General features: G+C 61.6%; 22 protein-coding genes. 14 read left to right on the forward strand and 8 right to left on the reverse strand.

Going from position 1 to position 19,002, the window contains the following annotated elements:
• Window positions 1-116: 116 nt before the first annotated feature.
• Together HX875_RS24120 and HX875_RS24125 are read right to left on the reverse strand one after the other, a co-directional pair.
• Window positions 117-1,268 carry a patatin-like phospholipase family protein gene (locus HX875_RS24120; RefSeq protein WP_177046292.1) on the reverse strand — a complete coding sequence of 384 codons (1,152 nt, stop codon included), beginning with the start codon at window positions 1,266-1,268 and terminating at the stop codon, window positions 117-119.
• Between the two features lie 32 nt (window positions 1,269-1,300).
• Complete coding sequence (locus tag HX875_RS24125; protein ID WP_177046295.1) at window positions 1,301-2,236, reverse strand: lipid A biosynthesis lauroyl acyltransferase; 936 nt, start codon at window positions 2,234-2,236, stop codon at window positions 1,301-1,303.
• Window positions 2,237-2,354: 118 nt separating this feature from the next.
• Between HX875_RS24125 and minC the strand changes: the two genes are divergently transcribed.
• The 5 genes from minC to HX875_RS24150 all read left to right on the forward strand — a co-directional run bounded on the left by minC (window position 2,355) and on the right by HX875_RS24150 (window position 6,674).
• On the forward strand, window positions 2,355-3,092 hold the full coding sequence (minC, locus tag HX875_RS24130) for a septum site-determining protein MinC (protein ID WP_003209099.1): 738 nt from the start codon (window positions 2,355-2,357) through the stop codon (window positions 3,090-3,092).
• Between the two features lie 199 nt (window positions 3,093-3,291).
• Complete coding sequence (minD, locus tag HX875_RS24135) at window positions 3,292-4,104, forward strand: septum site-determining protein MinD (RefSeq protein WP_010176105.1); 813 nt, start codon at window positions 3,292-3,294, stop codon at window positions 4,102-4,104.
• A gap of 3 nt (window positions 4,105-4,107) precedes the next feature.
• Window positions 4,108-4,362 carry a cell division topological specificity factor MinE gene (gene minE, locus HX875_RS24140; protein ID WP_003175252.1) on the forward strand — a complete coding sequence of 85 codons (255 nt, stop codon included), beginning with the start codon at window positions 4,108-4,110 and terminating at the stop codon, window positions 4,360-4,362.
• 191 nt (window positions 4,363-4,553) lie between these two features.
• Window positions 4,554-5,189, forward strand: coding sequence for an RluA family pseudouridine synthase (locus HX875_RS24145; protein ID WP_177046296.1), 636 nt, complete (start codon window positions 4,554-4,556; stop codon window positions 5,187-5,189).
• Window positions 5,190-5,384: 195 nt separating this feature from the next.
• Complete coding sequence (locus tag HX875_RS24150) at window positions 5,385-6,674, forward strand: M18 family aminopeptidase (RefSeq protein ID WP_003209095.1); 1,290 nt, start codon at window positions 5,385-5,387, stop codon at window positions 6,672-6,674.
• 143 nt (window positions 6,675-6,817) lie between these two features.
• Here the strand turns inward: HX875_RS24150 and HX875_RS24155 are convergent, their stop codons facing one another.
• Window positions 6,818-8,044: a molybdopterin molybdotransferase MoeA gene (locus HX875_RS24155; protein ID WP_177046297.1), complete on the reverse strand. Its 1,227-nt coding sequence runs from the start codon at window positions 8,042-8,044 to the stop codon at window positions 6,818-6,820.
• A complete protein-coding gene (gene moaB / locus HX875_RS24160; RefSeq protein WP_003209092.1) occupies window positions 8,028-8,567 on the reverse strand; it encodes a molybdenum cofactor biosynthesis protein B in 540 nt (179 codons plus the stop codon). Before moaB ends, HX875_RS24155 begins: the two co-directional genes overlap by 17 nt.
• Before the next feature lie 75 nt (window positions 8,568-8,642).
• Here moaB and mobA point away from each other — a divergent pair, with 75 nt between their 5' ends.
• Window positions 8,643-9,245, forward strand: coding sequence for a molybdenum cofactor guanylyltransferase MobA (gene mobA, locus HX875_RS24165; RefSeq protein ID WP_177046298.1), 603 nt, complete (start codon window positions 8,643-8,645; stop codon window positions 9,243-9,245).
• A gap of 80 nt (window positions 9,246-9,325) precedes the next feature.
• A complete protein-coding gene (locus HX875_RS24170; protein ID WP_003209090.1) occupies window positions 9,326-9,547 on the forward strand; it encodes a YgdI/YgdR family lipoprotein in 222 nt (73 codons plus the stop codon).
• A 57-nt stretch (window positions 9,548-9,604) separates the two neighbouring features.
• Here HX875_RS24170 and HX875_RS24175 read toward each other — a convergent pair whose 3' ends face one another.
• The 3 genes from HX875_RS24175 to HX875_RS24185 all read right to left on the reverse strand — a co-directional run bounded on the left by HX875_RS24175 (window position 9,605) and on the right by HX875_RS24185 (window position 11,207).
• The gene (locus tag HX875_RS24175; protein WP_177046335.1) at window positions 9,605-10,495 is read right to left on the reverse strand and encodes a pseudouridine synthase; all 891 of its coding nucleotides are present in this window, start codon (window positions 10,493-10,495) and stop codon (window positions 9,605-9,607) included.
• 65 nt (window positions 10,496-10,560) lie between these two features.
• Window positions 10,561-10,896 (reverse strand): hypothetical protein, encoded by a 336-nt coding sequence (locus HX875_RS24180; RefSeq protein ID WP_003209087.1) that lies wholly within the window; start codon window positions 10,894-10,896, stop codon window positions 10,561-10,563.
• A 74-nt stretch (window positions 10,897-10,970) separates the two neighbouring features.
• The gene (locus HX875_RS24185) at window positions 10,971-11,207 is read right to left on the reverse strand and encodes a glutaredoxin family protein (RefSeq protein WP_177046301.1); all 237 of its coding nucleotides are present in this window, start codon (window positions 11,205-11,207) and stop codon (window positions 10,971-10,973) included.
• 141 nt (window positions 11,208-11,348) lie between these two features.
• On the opposite strand from HX875_RS24185, the gene HX875_RS24190 reads away from it, so the two are divergent.
• On the forward strand, window positions 11,349-13,070 hold the full coding sequence (locus tag HX875_RS24190; RefSeq protein WP_177046303.1) for a cation:proton antiporter: 1,722 nt from the start codon (window positions 11,349-11,351) through the stop codon (window positions 13,068-13,070).
• On the opposite strand, the gene HX875_RS24195 is transcribed toward HX875_RS24190, so the two are convergent.
• Window positions 13,057-14,265 (reverse strand): ammonium transporter, encoded by a 1,209-nt coding sequence (locus tag HX875_RS24195; protein WP_177046305.1) that lies wholly within the window; start codon window positions 14,263-14,265, stop codon window positions 13,057-13,059. The two genes, HX875_RS24190 and HX875_RS24195, sit on opposite strands and share 14 nt — an antisense overlap.
• A 348-nt stretch (window positions 14,266-14,613) precedes the next feature.
• Here HX875_RS24195 and HX875_RS24200 point away from each other — a divergent pair, with 348 nt between their 5' ends.
• The 6 genes from HX875_RS24200 (at window position 14,614) to HX875_RS24225 (ending at window position 18,958) form a co-directional block, all read left to right on the forward strand.
• Entirely contained in the window at window positions 14,614-14,928 is a 315-nt protein-coding gene (locus HX875_RS24200; RefSeq protein ID WP_003209080.1) for a DUF883 family protein, read from the forward strand.
• 3 nt (window positions 14,929-14,931) lie between these two features.
• Window positions 14,932-15,318, forward strand: a complete 387-nt coding sequence (locus HX875_RS24205) for a phage holin family protein (RefSeq protein ID WP_003209078.1) — start codon at window positions 14,932-14,934, stop codon at window positions 15,316-15,318.
• Window positions 15,315-15,656, forward strand: coding sequence for a hypothetical protein (locus tag HX875_RS24210; protein WP_088426394.1), 342 nt, complete (start codon window positions 15,315-15,317; stop codon window positions 15,654-15,656). The genes HX875_RS24205 and HX875_RS24210 overlap by 4 nt, the downstream gene beginning before the upstream one ends.
• A gap of 92 nt (window positions 15,657-15,748) precedes the next feature.
• Window positions 15,749-16,912: an EAL domain-containing protein gene (locus HX875_RS24215; RefSeq protein WP_177046307.1), complete on the forward strand. Its 1,164-nt coding sequence runs from the start codon at window positions 15,749-15,751 to the stop codon at window positions 16,910-16,912.
• A gap of 72 nt (window positions 16,913-16,984) precedes the next feature.
• The gene (locus HX875_RS24220) at window positions 16,985-18,316 is read left to right on the forward strand and encodes a deoxyguanosinetriphosphate triphosphohydrolase (protein WP_177046309.1); all 1,332 of its coding nucleotides are present in this window, start codon (window positions 16,985-16,987) and stop codon (window positions 18,314-18,316) included.
• A 225-nt stretch (window positions 18,317-18,541) separates the two neighbouring features.
• Window positions 18,542-18,958: a response regulator gene (locus HX875_RS24225; protein WP_177046311.1), complete on the forward strand. Its 417-nt coding sequence runs from the start codon at window positions 18,542-18,544 to the stop codon at window positions 18,956-18,958.
• The last annotated feature ends 44 nt before the right edge of the window (window positions 18,959-19,002 follow it).

Genomic DNA, 19,002 nt, shown 5'->3' on the forward strand with positions numbered 1-19,002 from the left:
TGGAATCGGGCTTGTGTGGGAGCCGGGCTTGCCCGCGATAGCATCACCTCGGTATGTCGGTTACACCGAGGTGATGCTATCGCAGGCAAGCCAGCTCCCACACAAGCCCCCCATATTCAGTTCGGTGTCAGGCCCAGAAACCGCTTCAGCTCTTCGCGCTTGGCCAGCGCATCCCGCCGTCCCAGTTCGATCAACTCGCTGCAATACCCCGCCTCGAACAGCAAATAGCTGAGCACACCCGCGCCACTGGTTTTGGTCGCCCCCGGCCCGCGCAGGAACAGGCGCAATGCCGCCGGCAATTCCTGACGATGACGCGCCGCGATTTCGTCGATCGGCTGGCTCGGTGCAATCACCAATACCTCCACCGGCGCCAAACCTTGTATCGCCGCATCGGCAGGTAGTACATGACTGAACTGGTTCAGGCGTTCGAGCAATTCAATGTCGCTTTCCAGGCTGTCGATGAACGTGCTGTTGAGCATGTGCCCACCGATCTGCGCCAACGTCGGCTCCTGGCCGGTGAAGGTGCGTGCCGGGTTCGAAGGGTCGTTGCCGCGCGGGTTGCCACTCACGCCCACTACCAGCACACGGCTGGCTCCCAGGTGCAGCGCTGGGCTGATCGGCGCCGACTGCCGCACGGCACCGTCACCAAAATATTCCTGATCGAGTTTCACCGGCGCAAACAGCAACGGAATCGCCGAACTGGCCAGCAGGTGCTCAACGGTCAATTGGGTGGGAATGCCTATACGCCGATGCCGCAGCCATGCATCGATGGTGCCGCCGCCCTGATAGAAGGTCACGGCTTGCCCGGACTCGTACCCGAAGGCCGTCACAGCCACCGCATGCAGGTGCTTTTCGCGGATCGACTGTTCGATGCCTTCCAGATGCAGCTTGTCCCGCAACAAGTCCCGCAGCGGCGAACTGTTGAGCAGCGCCACCGGCACCTGTGCGCCGAGCCCCAGCAGGCTGTGGATAAGAAACCGGCTCGCCTGGCTGATCACCCCGGGCCAGTCGCTGCGCAGCACCAGGTGGCTGCGAAAGCCTTGCCAGAAGGCGGTCAGGCGCTGGATGGCGGCGGTAAAATCCATCGCGCCGCTGGCCAGGCTCACCGCATTGATCGCCCCGGCCGAGGTGCCGACAATCACCGGAAACGGGTTGGCTGCCCCCGGCGGCAACAACTCGGCAATCGCCGCCAATACCCCCACCTGATAGGCGGCCCGCGCCCCGCCTCCGGAAAGAATCAAGCCTGTGACCGGTTCAGCTGGGCGCATTGCATCACTCCATGTTGCTTGGGGACTTCAGATCAACGACGGCGTTTTTCATACAGCTTAGGCTCACCCGGTGGCCGGCTCTTGAAGCGGCGGTGGGTCCACAGGTATTGCTCGGGGCATGCGCGCACAGAGGCTTCGACCCACTGGTTGATGCGCAGGCAATCGATCTCGTCGGTTTCACCGGGGAAGTCGGTGAGCGGAGGATGAACCACCAGGCGATAACCGCTGCCGTCAGCCAGGCGTTCCTGGGTGAACGGCACCACCAACGCCTTGCCCAGGCGCGCAAATTTGCTGGTGGCGGTCACGGTGGCCGCCTGAATGCCGAACAACGGCACGAAGATACTTTGCTTGGCGCCGTAGTCCTGGTCCGGTGCGTACCAGATCGCACGGCCGGCCCGCAGCAGCTTGAGCATGCCGCGCACGTCTTCGCGCTCTACGGCCAGGGAGTCGAGGTTGTGCCGCTCGCGGCCACGGCGCTGGACGAAATCGAACAGCGGGTTACCGTGCTCGCGGTACATGCCGTCGATGGTGTGCTTCTGCCCCAGCAACGCGGCGCCGATTTCCAGGGTGGTGAAATGCAGGGCCATGAGGATCACGCCCTTGCCTTCCAGTTGCGCCTGCTTGAGGTGCTCCAGCCCTTCGACATGGGCCAGGCGCGCCAGGCGCGGCTTGGACCACCACCAGCTCATGGCCATCTCGAAGAAGGCGATGCCGGTGGAGGCAAAGTTTTCCTTGAGCAAATGTTTACGCTCTTTGGCGGACTTTTCCGGGAAACACAGTTCCAGGTTTCGCGCGGCGATGCGTCGACGTTCACCGGCCACCCGGTACATTCCCGCCCCCAGGGCACGGCCAATCCCCAGTAAAGCCCGGTACGGCAACTGCACAATCAGCCACAGCAAACCGAGTCCCAGCCATAACAGCCAAAAACGCGGGTGAAAAAATTCAGCTCGAAAACGCGGGCGATCCATTAATGATTCCGGCAAAGACAACGGCCGCGCATTCTACAACGGTTCGACCCGGCTTGCGGCTAGCGGATGTTCTCGTTATAAGTCTCGACACTTTTCGTGACAAGCCGCTTTGCCGACCATGAGCCAAACCGAACCGCTAGACCAAGATCCCGTGTTCCAGTTGAAAGGCAGCATGCTCGCCATTACCGTGCTGGAACTGGCCCGCAATGACCTTGACGCCCTGGACCGCCAGCTCGCCGCCAAGGTCGCCCTCGCGCCGAACTTCTTCAACAACGCGCCGCTGGTGCTGGCCCTGGACAAACTCCCGGCCGGCCAGGGCGCTGTCGACCTGCCCGGGTTAATGCGTGTGTGCCGCCAGCATGGCCTGCGCACCCTGGCGATTCGTGCCAGTCGTATCGAAGACATTGCCGCGGCAATTGCCATTGAACTGCCAGTACTGCCGCCGTCCGGTGCTCGGGAGCGTCCGCTGGACCCGTTGGTCGGCGAAGAGAAGAAAAAACCGGAAAAACCGCCGGAGCCGACGATCAAGCCTACAAAGATCATCACCTCTCCCGTGCGGGGCGGGCAGCAGATTTACGCCCAGGGTGGCGACCTTGTGGTCATCGCCCCGGTCAGTCCGGGGGCGGAACTTCTCGCCGATGGAAACATCCATGTATACGGTCCCATGCGGGGTCGTGCACTGGCCGGCATAAAAGGTGACACAAAGGCCCGTATTTTTTGCCAGCAGTTGACCGCTGAGCTAGTGTCCATCGCAGGCCAGTACAAGGTTTCGGAAGATTTGCGCCGCGATCCGCTGTGGGGGGCCGGGGTACAAGTCAGCCTGTCGGGCGATGTGTTGAACATCGTTCGTCTTTAACGGATACTGCCGCATTTTCCAAGCATCTCTGGACTCTGATAGCACAGCGAAAACGGCAAAACTTGTGTAGGAATAATTTAAAGGCGGGGTTTGCCTAGGCAAGCCGTGCTTTCTCCTACAAGAGCTGCCCGCCTGCCGCGAGTTTCAAGAGATGTTTTTCAGGGGCTAAAAAGTCCTTTTTCCTTAGGGGTGAAACACCTTGGCCAAGATTCTCGTGGTTACATCCGGCAAGGGTGGTGTGGGTAAGACCACCACCAGCGCCGCTATCGGTACCGGCCTCGCTCTGCGCGGCCACAAGACAGTCATCGTCGACTTCGACGTCGGTTTGCGTAACCTCGACCTGATCATGGGCTGCGAACGCCGCGTGGTGTACGACTTCGTCAACGTGGTCAACGGCGAAGCCAACCTGCAACAGGCCCTGATCAAGGACAAGCGCCTTGAGAACCTGTACGTACTGGCCGCCAGCCAGACCCGCGACAAAGAAGCGCTGACCAAGGAAGGCGTGGGCAAGGTCCTCGCCGAGCTGAAAGAAACCTTCGAATACGTGGTGTGCGATTCCCCGGCGGGTATCGAGACCGGTGCTCACCTGGCGATGTACTTCGCCGACGAAGCCATCGTCGTGACCAACCCTGAAGTGTCTTCGGTACGTGACTCGGACCGCATGCTCGGCCTGCTGGCCAGCAAGTCCCAGCGCGCCGAAAAAGGCGAAGAGCCGATCAAGGAACACCTGCTGCTGACCCGCTACAACCCTGAGCGCGTGAGCAAGGGCGAGATGCTTGGCGTTGAAGACGTCAAGGACATCCTGGCCGTGACCCTGCTGGGCGTGATCCCGGAATCCCAGGCCGTGCTCAAGGCGTCCAACCAGGGCGTGCCGGTGATTCTCGACGACCAGAGCGACGCCGGCCAGGCGTACAGCGATGCAGTTGATCGCTTGCTGGGCAAAACCGTGGAACATCGCTTCCTCGATGTAGCGAAGAAGGGATTCTTCGAGCGTATCTTTGGAGGCAACTAAACAATGAAATTTCTCGACTTCTTTCGCGCCAACAAAAAGCCAAGTACCGCGTCGGTAGCGAAAGAGCGTCTACAGATCATCGTGGCGCACGAACGCGGCCAACGCAGCACCCCGGATTACCTGCCAGCCTTGCAGAAGGAGTTGGTCGAGGTGATCCGCAAGTACGTCAATATCGGCAACGATGACGTGCATGTCGCCCTGGAAAATGACGGCAGCTGCTCGATTCTGGAACTCAATATCACCCTGCCTGATCGTTGATCGAAAAGGCGGTCGCCACGGCGGCTCGGTTACTGGACTTCTGTAGGAGCGAGCTTGCTCGCGATGGACGTTAACGATAACGCGCTCATCCTGAATGAACGTGTTGTTCTTAAGTTTTTCGCGAGCAAGCTCGCTCCTACAGAAACTTCGGCAACCCAGCCGCCGTTGGCGTTTGTTACGAGGCTGTTTTAATGCCGTTGTCCAATGTCCATATCCTTCATCAGGACGCTGCTGTCCTGGTGGTGAACAAGCCTACCCTGCTGCTCTCGGTGCCCGGTCGCGCCGACGACAACAAGGACTGCCTGATCACCCGCCTGCAGGAAAACGGCTACCCCGAAGCCCGTATCGTTCATCGCCTGGATTGGGAAACGTCCGGCATCATCCTGCTGGCCCGCGACGCAGACAGCCACCGTGAACTGTCCCGCCAGTTCCACGACCGGGAAACCGAAAAAGCCTACACCGCGCTGTGCTGGGGCCAACCGGAACTGGACAGCGGCAGCATCGACTTGCCATTGCGCTACGACCCACCGACCAAGCCACGGCACGTGGTGGACCATGAGTTCGGCAAGAACGCACTGACCTTCTGGAAAGTCCTGGAACGTTGCGGCGATTGGTGCCGGGTTGAGTTAACGCCGATTACCGGGCGCTCCCATCAACTGCGGGTGCACATGTTGTCCATCGGGCATCCGCTGCTGGGCGATGGCTTGTACGCCCATGAACAGGCATTGGCCGCCTGGCCACGCCTGTGCCTGCACGCCAGCATGCTGAGCTTCACCCATCCCCAGAGCGGCGAGCGGTTGCGCTTCGAGTGCCCGGCACCGTTTTAAACTGCAAACCCGATCAAATGTGGGAGCTGGCTTGCCTGCGATAACGGTGTGTCAGCCCCCAATTGGTTACTGGCAGACCGCTATCGCAGGTAAGCCAGCTCCCACATGGGTTTTGCGCCCGTCTCAAGACAGCAGCTTCCCTCCAAATTCTGAGCCAATACGGTAAACTCGCGCCATTGCTGTCTGGAGCTACTTATGCGCGAAGAGTTGAACCAAGGCCTGATCGACTTCCTCAAGGCCTCCCCTACCCCGTTCCATGCCACCGCCGCCCTTGCACAGCGCCTGGAAGCGGCCGGTTTCCAGCGTCTTGACGAGCGCGAGACCTGGACCACCGAGGCCAACGGTCGCTACTACGTGACCCGCAACGACTCCTCGATCATCGCCTTCAAGCTCGGCCGCCACTCGCCGCTGCAGGGCGGCATTCGCCTGGTCGGCGCCCACACCGACAGCCCGTGCCTGCGGGTCAAGCCACAGCCTGAACTGCAACGCCAGGGCTTCTGGCAACTGGGTGTGGAAGTGTACGGCGGCGCGCTGCTGGCACCGTGGTTCGACCGCGACCTGTCCCTGGCCGGCCGCGTCACTTTCCGGCGTGACGGCAAGGTCGAAAGCCAACTGATCGACTTCAAGCTGCCCATCGCGATCATCCCCAACCTGGCCATTCACCTGAACCGTGAAGCCAATCAGGGTTGGGCGATCAATGCCCAGACCGAACTGCCGCCGATCCTCGCGCAATTTGCCGGTGACGAGCGTGTGGACTTTCGCGCCGTACTCACCGAGCAACTGGCCCGTGAACACGGCCTGAATGCCGACGTGGTGCTCGACTACGAGCTGAGCTTCTACGACACCCAGAGCGCCGCGGTGATTGGCCTCAATGGCGACTTTATCGCCGGTGCCCGCCTCGACAACCTGCTGTCGTGCTACGCCGGCCTGCAAGCCTTGCTCACCGCCGAAACCGACGAAACCTGCGTACTGGTGTGCAACGACCACGAAGAAGTCGGCTCGTGCTCCGCCTGCGGTGCCGACGGCCCGATGCTGGAGCAGACCTTGCGCCGCCTGCTGCCGGAAGGTGATGAGTTCGTACGCACCATCCAGAAGTCGCTGCTGGTGTCTGCCGACAACGCCCACGGCGTGCATCCCAATTACGCTGAGAAACACGACGCCAACCACGGCCCGAAACTCAATGCCGGCCCGGTGATCAAGGTCAACAGCAACCAGCGCTACGCCACCAACAGCGAAACCGCCGGGTTCTTCCGCCACCTGTGCATGGCCGAAGAAGTGCCGGTGCAGAGCTTTGTGGTACGCAGCGACATGGGTTGCGGCTCGACCATCGGCCCGATCACCGCCAGCCACCTGGGGGTGCGCACTGTGGATATCGGCTTGCCGACATTTGCCATGCACTCGATTCGCGAGCTGTGCGGCAGCCACGACCTGGCGCACCTGGTGAAGGTGTTGAGTGCGTTTTACGCAAGTCGTGATTTGCCATAATTGGCAGGCTGAAACCCATCAACTGTAGGAGCCGTGCTTGCCCGCGATGGCGTCGGCACAGTCAACATGTATGTTGGCTGGCCCACCGCTATCGCAGGCAAGCCAGCTCCCACAGTTGATCTTCATTGTTTGATAGATCGGGCTCAGTTCAACACTTCACTCAACGGAATGAAGTTGACCCGGTCACCGATCGTAAGCGTCGTCCCTTCCAACACTTCCACCAACCCCTCGGCCCACGCCGCACTGCGCAGCACACCCGAGCTCTGGTTGCGGTAGATGATCGCCTTGCCCTGCTCCAGCCGACCGCGCAGGTACTCGCGACGATTCCCCGGCTTGGCCCACACAAACCCCACCGGCACTTCAACGCGCAACGGTGCCACGTCCTGCACGCCCTGGCGACGCAACAGGTAAGGCCGCGCCAGCAAGGCGAAGGTCACCAGCGTCGACGCCGGGTTGCCCGGCAAACCGATCACCGGTACGCCACGGAAATGCCCGAACGTCAGCGGCTTGCCCGGCTTGATCGCCAGCTTCCACAGCGCCAGTTCGCCCTCTTCGCGCAGGGCAATCCCGAGGAAGTCCGCCTCGCCTACCGACACACCGCCGGTGGACAAAATCAGGTCAACCGAGCCCAGCGCACCCAGGCGCTCACGGGTTTGTTCCAGGTCGTCCGGCAGGATCCCGGCGTCCACCACTTCGCAGCCCAGGCGTTCGAGCCAGCTGCACAGTACCCGGCGATTGCTGTTGTAGATCTGCCCGGGACCCAGCGGCAGGCCCGGCTCGATCAACTCGTCGCCGGTGGACAGCACGGCCACCCGGGCACGTCGTATCACCTCCAGGCGATCACGGCCCAGGGAAGCCGCCAGGCCCAGTTCGATCGGGCCCAGGCGCGTGCCAGAAGGCAGTACCAGCTCGCCCACCGTGGTTTCCTGGCCTTGGGGACGGATGTTCTGATCCACCTGCAACGCCTCGGTAAAGCTCACGCGCTCGTCCGCGTGGACCACTGCGTTTTCCTGCATCTCAACGCAGTCCGCGCCTTCCGGCACCGGAGCGCCGGTGAAGATCCGCGCACAAGTACCGGCGGCCAAGGGCTCCGGTGCCGTGCCGGCAAAAATGCGCTGGCTGACCACCAGCGGCTCGCCGGTCCAGTCCGCCAGGCGCAGGGCGTAACCGTCCATGGCGCTGTTGGGCCAGGGCGGCAGATCGAGGGTAGAGACCAGCGCCTGCGCCAGCACCCGACCGTCACACTCGGCCAGCGGCAAGGTTTCCTGCTCGCGAATCGGCGCAGCCTCGGCCATCGCCAGCAGTTGTTCCAGGGCATCTTCCACCGGCATCAACGCGCCGGTCTTGCCCGGCTTACCCACGGGATTCACAGGGTTCGGCCTGTTTCAAATGCGGGACGAAGTTGCACGGGCGGTGACGGTTATCCAGTTGCTCGGCGAGGATCCCGTCCCAGCCGGTGCGCACCGCGTTGGTGGAGCCCGGCAGGCAGCACACCAGGGTGCCATTGGCCAGGCCGGCCAGGGCTCGGGATTGCACGGTAGAAGTGCCAATATCGGCCACGGAGATTTGCCGGAACAGCTCGCCGAAACCATCTACCTGCTTGTCCAACAGGCAGCTCACCGCTTCAGGGGTGCTGTCGCGACCGGTGAACCCGGTGCCGCCGGTGATCAACACCACCTGCACCACGTCCTCGGCGATCCAGTGCGCCACTTGCGCACGGATTTTGTACAGATCATCTTTAAGCAAAACCCGCTCGGCCAGCAGGTGGCCAGCGGCGGTCAGGCGGTCGACGAAAACCTGGCCCGAGGTGTCGGTTTCCAGGGTGCGGGTGTCGCTCACCGTCAGTACAGCGATATTCAGGGGTACAAAGGGCGCATCAGCCTTGGCTTTCATGGCTCGGTCCGGTTGTCGAAGGAACAGCCCGATGTTATATCACAGCCCCCCATTTCACTGCCCGCAGGAGCCGTCATGCCCAGCCATTTTTCCCCACTGCCCTGCTCCGTATTGCTACTGGCCGGCGGCCGTGGCCAGCGCATGGGCGGCCTCGACAAGGGCTTGCTCGACTGGCACGGGCAGCCGCTGATCGCGCATCTGCATCGTCTGGTGCGGCCGCTGACCGACGACCTGATCATCTCCTGCAATCGCAACCAGGCGCAGTACGCGGCCTACGCCGATCAAGTGGTCGGCGATGACAGCCCGGACTTCCCCGGCCCGCTTGCCGGCATCCGCGCAGGACTGGCAGCGGCGCGGCACGGGCATCTGCTGGTATTGCCGTGCGATGTGCCGCAAATCGATGAGCGATTGCTCGCCGACCTGCTCCGCACGGCGCAGCAGAACCCGTTGCTGCCGGTAATGGTGCGCCACGGCGATTTCTGGGAGCCGTTGCTCTGTGTGATACCCACTCTGCTACATGAAACTTTCGAACAGGCCTGGGAGGCCGGCGAGCGCAGCCCGCGCCAGATCATGCAGGCGCTGGGCGCCAAGGCCCTGGATTGCCCCGCGAACGACCCGCGCCTGGCCAACTTCAACACACCTGAGTTGTTGCACCAGCCACCCAGCGTGTCAGAATGAGCGTCGCACAAGGAACTTTGCCGACGTTGCACACGTCACAAGGTCAGTACTCAAAAAAGCATTCTCTCGGAGACAAACTCATGACTCAACGGACCATCGCCGCTCTCATGCTTGCACTGGGCCTCGCTACCCTTGCCGGTTGCGCCTCGCCTACAGTGATCACCCTGAATGACGGTCGCGAAATCCAGGCCGTCGACACTCCTAAATTCGACAAGTCCACCGGCTTCTATGAATTTGAACAGCTGGATGGCAAGCGCACACAGATCAACAAGGATCAGGTTCGCACCGTTAAAGACCTGTAAGTCTTAACGCCGGATACGAAAAAGCCCGCTTGATGCGGGCTTTTTCGTGCCTGGGGTTTACCAGTCCAGGCTGATCTCGCTGCGAAAACTGCGCTCCTGGCCGGTGACCGGGTCGATGAACCGTACACCCTGGGCCAGCAGCTTGAGCGGATTGGCGTAGTCGTCCTCGGCATCCTGGATGACGTCGGGGTAGAACGGATCGTTGCAGATACTCGCCCCCAGCGCCGTCATGTGTACCCGCAACTGATGCTTCTTGCCGGTCACCGGGAACAGGCCGTAGCGCCACAGGTCGCCGTTCTTTTCCCGCACCTCGAGCGCCGTCTCGGTGTTGCTCGCCCCCTCTCCTTCCTGCATGCGAAAGAATGGCTCGCCATCCACCAGCCGGCTTTTATGCACCAACGGAAAGGTCAGCGCGGGCAATGCCGGGGCGATGGCTTCGTAGAACTTGTCGATCTTGCGCGTGGGGAAAAGCTGTTGATACGCCGAACGGGTCTGGGGGTTGGCCGAAAACAGCACCAGCCCGGCGGTATGCCGATCGATGCGATGCAGCGGCACCAGGGCCGGGTTGTCCAGGCGACGGATCAAGCGCCGCAACAGGGTCTGCTCGACGTACTCACCGGCGGGCGTTACCGGCAGGAAATGCGGTTTGTCGGCCACCACCAGGTGTTCGTCGGCGTACAGGATGGTCTCCTGCACCGGGATCACTTTCTCGTTCGGCACTTCGCGAAAGTAGTAGATGCACAGGCCTTCGCGGTAGGCCAGGTCCTGGCTGATGGGCGTGCCGTTGATGTCCAGCACCCGGCCCCGGGCGATGCGGTCCAGCCAGTGCTCACGGCTGATGGCCTGGAAGTGCTCGCAGAGGCAATCCAGCACGGTCGCCCAATTGCCCGGGGGCAGGTACAAGGTGCTGGCTTGATGCTGGGCAGCGGAAAAAACGGACATGGGCAGGCTCAGAGCTTGGAAATACAGGCGGGCATTATCCCGCATGCAGCCGGATCAGGCCCAGCACAGATTCACGCCTTGGCCAATTCCGCGCGCAACACCGGCGATGCACTGGCCGCCTCGGTGAACTCCTTGAGCCAACGCAACACATCCACCGCTTCCCAGCGGCCCGGGTCATAAAGCGCGTAGAGCAAGCCCTGATAACCCACTACATCCAACTGCTTGTGATAACCGGCGCGCTGGAATAACGCCTCGATCTCGGCAAAGCAGGTATTGAAATGCACTTTGTTAAACGGCGTCTTGCCTTCCGTGACCAGGCCATCGAGGCGCAGCTCGTTCACCGCGTCGCGCACGACGTCGGCGGACATGCGATTGACGCTGCTTTTCAGTTGTTCAACATTCACCACGGGCGTTCCCTCTCATTCAATCGCTGTACAAACATACAGTAACCGAATAATCGGGAACTCGCCATCGCCGAGTGCTAGAGCAGGAAGGTCACCACCTGCGCTTCATCGAACGGCCACTCCAGCTCGGCGCCCGTATCCACCCGGCGCAGCACCGGAATCCGCAGGCCGTAGGCTTCGAACAGGGACTCGGAATCGGCGATATCCACCAACTCCACCAGCAGGCCGTGTTCGACCAACGGCATGATTTCGGCTTCGGCAAACTCACAAAGATGGCAGCCCAGGGTGCCGAACAACTGACATTCAGGAAGCATGGCAAAGGGTCCGGGAAGAATCAGGCGCCTATTCTAACAGCGTCGGGGCACCGCAAAAGCCTGACCCAGATCACCATGGCGTATAACTGATTCAGCGACTCTCGCGACTTTTTTCCCCTGATACCTGCAATGGAGCTGCGCGTGTTTGCCAACCTGCTGATTATCCTGGCCTCCTCTCTCGTGGTAATTGCGCTGTTTCGTCGCCTGCAACTGCCCCCGGTGCTGGGCTATCTGTGTGTTGGCCTGGCCGTAGGCCCCACCGCCCTGGACTGGGTCAATGACAGCGAAGAGCTGCCAGACCTTGCCGAACTGGGGGTGGTCTTCCTGCTGTTTTCCCTGGGCCTGGAGTTTTCCCTGAGCAAAATGCTCAGCCTGCGCCGGGTGGTGTTTGGCCTGGGCAGCCTGCAGGTACTGTGCTGCGGGTTACTGTTGGGGGGCTTGCTGGCGCTGTTCGGCCTGTCGCCGACTACTGCCCTGTTGCTCGGTGCCGGCCTGGCGTTGTCGTCCACTGCGATCGTCAGCAAAGAGCTGACCAGCCTCGGCGAAATCTTCAGCAGCCACGGCCAGAATGCGATCGGGGTATTGCTGTTCCAGGACGTGGTTGCCGTGTTGCTGCTGACCCTGGTACCGGTGTTCGCCGGCAACAGCGAGCAAGCCTGGTACTGGGCGTTGCCGTTGACCCTGGGCAAAACCGTGGTGCTGTTCCTCGGCCTGCTGCTGGCCAGCCGCTGGTTGCTGCCGCGGTTGTTCCGTGAAGTGGCGGCCTCCCACTCGGCGGAATTATTCGTGCTGCTGGCACTGGTCATTGTTCTGCTCACCGCCTGGCTGACGCACCTGCTGGGCCTGTCCCCGGCGCTGGGCGCCTTTCTCGCCGGCATGCTGCTGGGGGAAAGCCATTACCGCCACCAGATCGAAGCCGATATCCGGCCGTTTCGCGACATCCTGCTGGGTTTGTTTTTCGTCAGTATCGGCATGCTGATCGACCTGCAACTGTTCATCAGCCACAGCCTGTTGATTCTTGGCCTGACCCTCGCCCTGATGTTGATCAAAGGCTGCGTGGTCGCCCTGCTGGTGCAATTGCGCGGCAGCGACGGCGAAACCGCCTGGCGCAGCGGTCTGGCCTTGGCCCAGGGCGGTGAATTCTGTTTCGCCTTGATGGCGCAAATGCAGCAGAGCCGGCTGATGCCCGCCGACATCAGTGGCCTGTTGCTGGCCGCCACGTTCTGCTCGATGCTGCTCACCCCGCTGCTGCTCAGGGCTGCACCCGCCATCGCCCTGCGCCTGCACCACAAGCCCAACCAGCAAGTGCAGCTTGAAGAGATAACCGCCCTCAACGCCGAGCTGCGAGGCCATGCGGTGATCTGCGGTTATGGCCGGGTTGGCCAGTCCATCGGACGATTCCTGTACCGCGAACAACAGGCCTTCATCGCCCTGGATGACGACCCGGAGCGGGTCCAGGAAGCCGCCAGCGAAGACAGCGCCGTGCACTACGGCGACTGCCGCCGTGGCGCCCTGCTCAGCGCTGTCGGCCTGGAACGTGCGCGCCTGGTGGTGATTGCGGTGGACAACAGCGACGTCGCCCTGACCGTGCTCAACGAAGCACGGCGCCTCAACCCGAAGGTGCCGATCCTGGTGCGCACCCGCGACGACAGTCAGTTGGCCGAACTGAAAGCCGCCGGCGCCACTGAAGTGGTGCCCGAGTTACTGGAATCGAGTTTGATGCTCGCCTCCCATGCGCTGATCCTGCTGGGGTTGTCGGAGCAGCAGGTAAAGTGCCGCGTGGATGAAGTGCGGCAAAGCCGGTATCGGCTGCTGCATGGCTGCAACCCGAACGAAGGTGACTCCTCCCTCAATCCTGACTGACGGCGCCAATCTTGTGGATCGACAGATCGGCGCCGTAATACTCTTCTTCCTGACTCAGGCGCAGGCCGTAGACGCGCTTGATCACGCCGTACACCAGCAAGCCGCCGACCAGCGCCACCACCACGCCCAGCGCGGTGCCGATCAACTGGCTGATCAAGCTCACGCCGCCCAAGCCACCCAACGCGGTCTGGCCGAAGATCCCGCAGGCGATCCCGCCCCACACACCGCACAGGCCGTGCAGCGGCCACACACCCAGCACGTCATCGATCTTCCAGCGATCCTGGGCCGCGATGAAGCACCAGACGAACAAACCGCCCGCCACCACGCCGGTCACCAGCGCGCCCACAGGGTGCATCAAGTCGGAGCCGGCGCAGATCGCCACCAGCCCCGCCAACGGACCGTTGTGCAAAAAGCCTGGGTCGTTACGCCCGATCACCAACGCCGCTACGGTGCCGCCGACCATGGCCATCAACGAATTGACCGCCACCAGCCCGCTGACCCCGGACAGGGTCTGCGCACTCATGACGTTGAAGCCAAACCAGCCGACGATCAGAATCCACGACCCCAGCGCCAGGAACGGAATGCTCGACGGCGCGAACGCCACCAGGCGCCCTTCCCGATAACGCCCCTGGCGTGGCCCCAGCAACAACACGGCCGCCAGCGCCAGCCAGCCGCCCATGGCGTGCACCACCACGCTACCGGCGAAGTCGTGAAAGGTGGCGCCGAAAGTGCCCAGCAACCAGGCTTGCAGGCCGTAGTTGCCGTTCCACACCATGCCTTCGAAAAACGGATAGATAAACGCCACGATCAAGGCGGTGGCACACAGTTGCGGAACAAAACGTGCACGCTCGGCAATACCCCCGGAAATGATCGCCGGGATCGCCGCCGCGAAGGTCAGCAGGAAGAAGAATTTCACCAGGCCATAACCGTGGTCGGCGCTGATGACCGCCGCCGGTTGCATGAAGGTCACACCGTAGGAGATCCAATAGCCTATAAAGAAATAGGCCAGTGTGGAGATGGCGAAGTCACTGAGGATTTTCGACAGGGCGTTGACCTGGTTCTTCTGCCGTACCGTGCCGACTTCCAGGAAAGCGAAGCCGGCGTGCATGGCCAGGACCATGACCGCACCAATCAGAATAAACAGCGTGTCGGAACTATGGACGAGGGTGTCCACCGCGCTTTGCAAATTTTCCATGGAGAATGGCAGGCCTGCACAGGCAGGAAAAAGCACCAAAGCAGTTCATGACCTTCATGACGCGCACTAAATTGGCACCGACGGTCCGACCCTCTTTTGAGGCCGTGAACCGCTTTGGCGCAGCGTTCAGGGTGAAAGGCAGAATCCGACAGGGTTTTTCCGCGAATTTTAGTTATTTAGGGTAAGGTTTTTCAGGGTTTAAGCCCCAACCGCCCGGATTCAGCGCAAGGCCACCGGCCTGCGCACCAAGGCAAAGCAAAAGCTGTACCAGACAATTGCAGTGAACCTTCACCGACACCGGTGACTCGAAACCAAAAGTAAACAGACCAGCCACTCACGGAGATAACCATGGCCAGAAAAACGGCAAAGACTGCTCAGGAAATATTGATGGCGGATTTTCAAACCCTGGTCAGCGATACCGAGAAGCTGCTGGACGATACCGCGATCCTCGCCGGTGACCAGGCGGACGAACTGCGCAGCAAGATTCACGAAAGCCTGCTCAAGGCCCGTGAAACCCTGCAACTGACCGAAGATTCCCTGCGCGAACGCGGCCAGGCGGCTGTCACCGCCACTGAGGACTATGTTCAGGCCAACCCCTGGCAGTCCGTCGGCATCGCGGCCGGTGTGGGCTTTTTGATCGGCCTGCTGGCCACAAGGCGCTAATTTATGTCTATCGGCGAATCCGGCTCGTCCACGGGCCCAAGTTCTACCTCACGGCGCCTGGGCGCGGCTGTCCTGGGTTTGCTGCACAGCCACGTCGAGCTGTTTGGCATCGAGTTGCAGGAGCAGAAAGCCCGCACCGTCAGCCTGCTGCTGTTCGCAGGCCTGGCGCTGGTGTTTGCCTTGCTGTTGCTGGTGGGCTTGTCGGCGCTGGTGATGATTCTGGTGTGGGATACCTACCGCCTGACCGGGATCATCAGCCTCTGCGTGTTCTACATACTGGCCGCGGCCTTCTGTGGGTTGCGCTTGAAGGCGGCAGTGTTCGATGAGTCCACGCCGTTCCACGCCACCCTCGAAGAGCTGGCCAACGACCGGGAGCGCCTGCTGCCATGAGCCTGACTGAATTGCCGCACAACACTTCCCGGCGGGAGATGCGCAAGGCGTTGATCCGCCTGCGCATGGAAATGCACCGTCAGGAAATTCGTCACGAGTCCCAGCAACTGATGCTGCCGCTGCAAAAGGTCCGCAACATGGGCCAGAGCTGGCAGGACGGTTTTGGCATCAAGCACGCGCCGCTGTGGGGCGTGGGCGTGGTGACACTGCTGGGCTTCCTCACCGGCAAAGGCGCCAAGGGCGGCGGGATCGGCACCATGACTCGCCTGGTGCGGCTTGGCGCCGGTCTGATTCCTCTGATCAAACTGGCCATGCAAGGCGCATCGCGCAAAAGTTGAGCCCGCTGGCTGCATTCTTGCAAACAGATCAGGCCCGGCCCTCTCCATCGGGGGCCGGGCCTTTTTCATTTCCGGTCTTTTAAGGAGGCCCCGTGATCGACGGGCAACCGCTCGCCTGCTTCCAGCCCTTCATCGACACCGCCACCGGTCGCATCGCCGGCGTAGAAGCCTTGGGCCGCCTGCGCCAGGCGGATGGCCAACTGCGCTCGGTGGGTCCTCTGTTCGCCGACCCGCGCACGCCCTCCGTGGCCTTGCGCCGCCTGGACCGGCAGATTCGTGACAACGCCCTGAGCCGCCTGCATGAAGCACCGCAAGAGTGGTTCCTGAGCCTGAATATCTCGCCACGCTGGATCACCCGCCTGCGCCCGGGGCAGGCCCTGCCGAGCCTCAAACAACTGCAGGTACACAACGTCGACCCGCGCCGCATCGTGTTCGAGATCACGGAACTGGGCGGCGATATCCTGCGCCTGGCCGAAGTGGTGGAGCGCTACCGCGAGGCCGGGGCGCGGATTGCCATTGATGACTTCGGCGCCGGCTATTCCCAGCTGGACCGGGTGCTGGCCTTGCAGCCAGACATCCTCAAGCTGGACATGCGCCTGTTCCAGGCCGCTGCCCGGGGCGGCCCAAGTGGTGAGGTGGTACGCGCACTGGCGCAGATGGCGGAAAAAACCGGCTGCTGGATCATTGCCGAAGGCGTGGAAACCGAGGCACAGCTGAATTTCGCCCTGGAATGTGGTTCACGTTATGTCCAGGGCTACCTGTTTGCCCAGGCCCAGCTGGACTGGTTCGCCACCGACGCGTTCGTGTCGCGTTTCGCCCAGCTGCGCACCGGGTATGTCCAACAGAAGCTGGCCGAGCGCGGCCGGATCATGCACCTGCGCCACCAACTGGCAGAACTGATGCAGATCCTGCAAGGCTGGGCGCAGGCACAGGCGCCCCTGAGCCAGCTGCCGCAATTGCCGGCGTTTCCCTGGCTGCTGCGTTTTTACCAGTGTGATCGGCATGGCACGCAACTGACGCCCAATTTCGAATGGCACCAGGGCGCCTGGCAAGCCGACAGCCGCTACCTGGGCCACAACTGGTCATGGCGCCCGTACTTCTATCATCTGCTCGCCGAGGGTTGGGAGGAGCGGCGCTTGAGCCTGTCATCCACCTATCGCGATGCCACGACCAACCAATACTGCCTGACGGCCGGACAATTCTTTGATAACGGTCAGCGCCTGCTGTTAATCGATATCGACGCCGTCGGCCTGTAGTTTTTCGCTTGCGAAGGCCTGGCTGAACCGGGAAGCTGGGCGGTGTCATTCACCGCACGGAGAGTACCCGCCTTGGATTGGCCCACCCTGCTTACCCGCGAACGCCTTGGAAAACCCCTGCACAGCCCGGAAGAACTGGGCCGCAGCCCCTTTCACAAAGACCACGACCGCATCATCTTTTCCGGCGCGTTTCGCCGCCTGGGCCGCAAGACCCAAGTGCACCCGGTGACCAGCAACGATCACATCCACACCCGCCTGACCCACTCCCTGGAAGTCAGTTGCGTGGGCCGGTCCCTGGGCATGCGTGTGGGCGAAACCATCCGCAGCGCATTGCCCGACTGGTGCGACCCGAGCGACCTGGGCATGGTGGTGCAATCGGCCTGCCTGGCCCACGACATCGGCAATCCGCCCTTCGGCCATTCCGGTGAAGACGCAATCCGGCATTGGTTCCAGCAGGCGTCGGGGCGTGGCTGGCTGGACGACATGACCAGCGCCGAGCGCAATGACTTCCTCAATTTCGAAGGCAATGCCCAGGGTTTCCGGGTACTCACCCAACTGGAATACCACCAGTTCGATGGCGGCACCCGGCTCACCTACGCCACTTTGGGCACCTACCTGAAATACCCCTGGACCGCACGCCACGCCGACTCCCTGGGTTATAAAAAACACAAGTTCGGCTGCTACCAGAGCGAACTGCCGATTCTTGAACAGATCGCCCACAAACTTGGCTTGCCGCAACTGGAAGAGCAACGCTGGGCCCGCCACCCGCTGGTGTACCTGATGGAGGCCGCCGACGATATCTGCTACGCGCTGATCGACCTCGAAGACGGCCTGGAAATGGAGCTGCTGGAATACGCCGAGGTCGAGTCATTGCTGCTGGACCTGGTGGGCGACGACTTGCCGCAAACCTATCGGCAACTCGGCCCGCAGGACTCCCGGCGACGCAAGCTGGCGATTCTGCGGGGCAAGGCCATCGAGCACCTGACCAACGCCGCAGCCCGGGCGTTCGTCGAGCAACAGGACGCGCTACTGGCCGGTACCCTGCCGGGAGACCTGGTGGAACACATGCACGGTCCGGCCAAGCGCTGCGTGCTGGATGCCAAGGACATGGCCCGCAAGAAAATCTTCCAGGACAAGCGCAAGACCCTCCACGAAATCGGCGCCTACACCACCCTGGAAATCCTCTTGAACGCCTTCTGCGGTGCGGCCCTGGAACAACATGGCGGGCGTACTCCGTCGTTCAAGAACCGGCGCATCCTCGACCTGCTGGGCAACAGTGCCCCCGACCCGTCGTGGTCATTGCACGCCTCGTTCCTGCGCATGATCGACTTCATCGCCGGCATGACCGACAGCTACGCCAGTGAAATGGCCCGCGAGATGACCGGGCGCTCCAGCCCGCAATGAACCCGAGCCCTGGCTTATGGCCAGGGCCGCTTTTCAAAGAATCGCCCTACGCACGGAACAGAGCGGCCTGATCGAAGTTCTTCCCCGCCGCGATGAATAATCGCGCGCCCTGACCGCAGTCTTTCGACCTGTTCCTACGCCCGATGGCTGGCAGGCCCACTAACTTCTTACTACACGCCCTGGTGGAGCATCTTCAGGGCTCTTGTCCATTTCATGGAAAACCCCATGCTCGAACAACTTCGTATCCTGTTGGTGGAGGATCATCCCTTTCAATTGCTGGCCACCCAATGCCTGCTAAGAAACTATGGCTATCACGACCTGACCCTTGCCGAAAATGCCGAACAGGCAATGCGGCTGATGACGCAAACCGAAACGCCATTCGATATTCTGCTCTGTGATCAATGCTTGCCCGACTTGCCGGGGCTTGAGTTGATTGAAATCGCCAAACGCAGAGGCTTTATAAGATCGGCGATATTGCTCAGCGGCCTGCCGATTAATGAACTGGAGAACCTCAAGGCCCAGGCATTCCAGCGTAATTTTCCGTTACTTGGCTACTTGCCAAAGCCGTTGAACCCCATTGGGTTGAACCAACTCATCCACCAACTCCCTCCTCCTCCGTTCAACAAAAAAGTAGGAAGTTAAACGTTCCTCCACTACGAAAGTTCTTCGTAATAAAACCACTCGCC

Origin of the sequence: Pseudomonas yamanorum, from assembly GCF_013386765.1 — a bacterium.
Taxonomy (GTDB): domain Bacteria; phylum Pseudomonadota; class Gammaproteobacteria; order Pseudomonadales; family Pseudomonadaceae; genus Aquipseudomonas; species Aquipseudomonas yamanorum_A.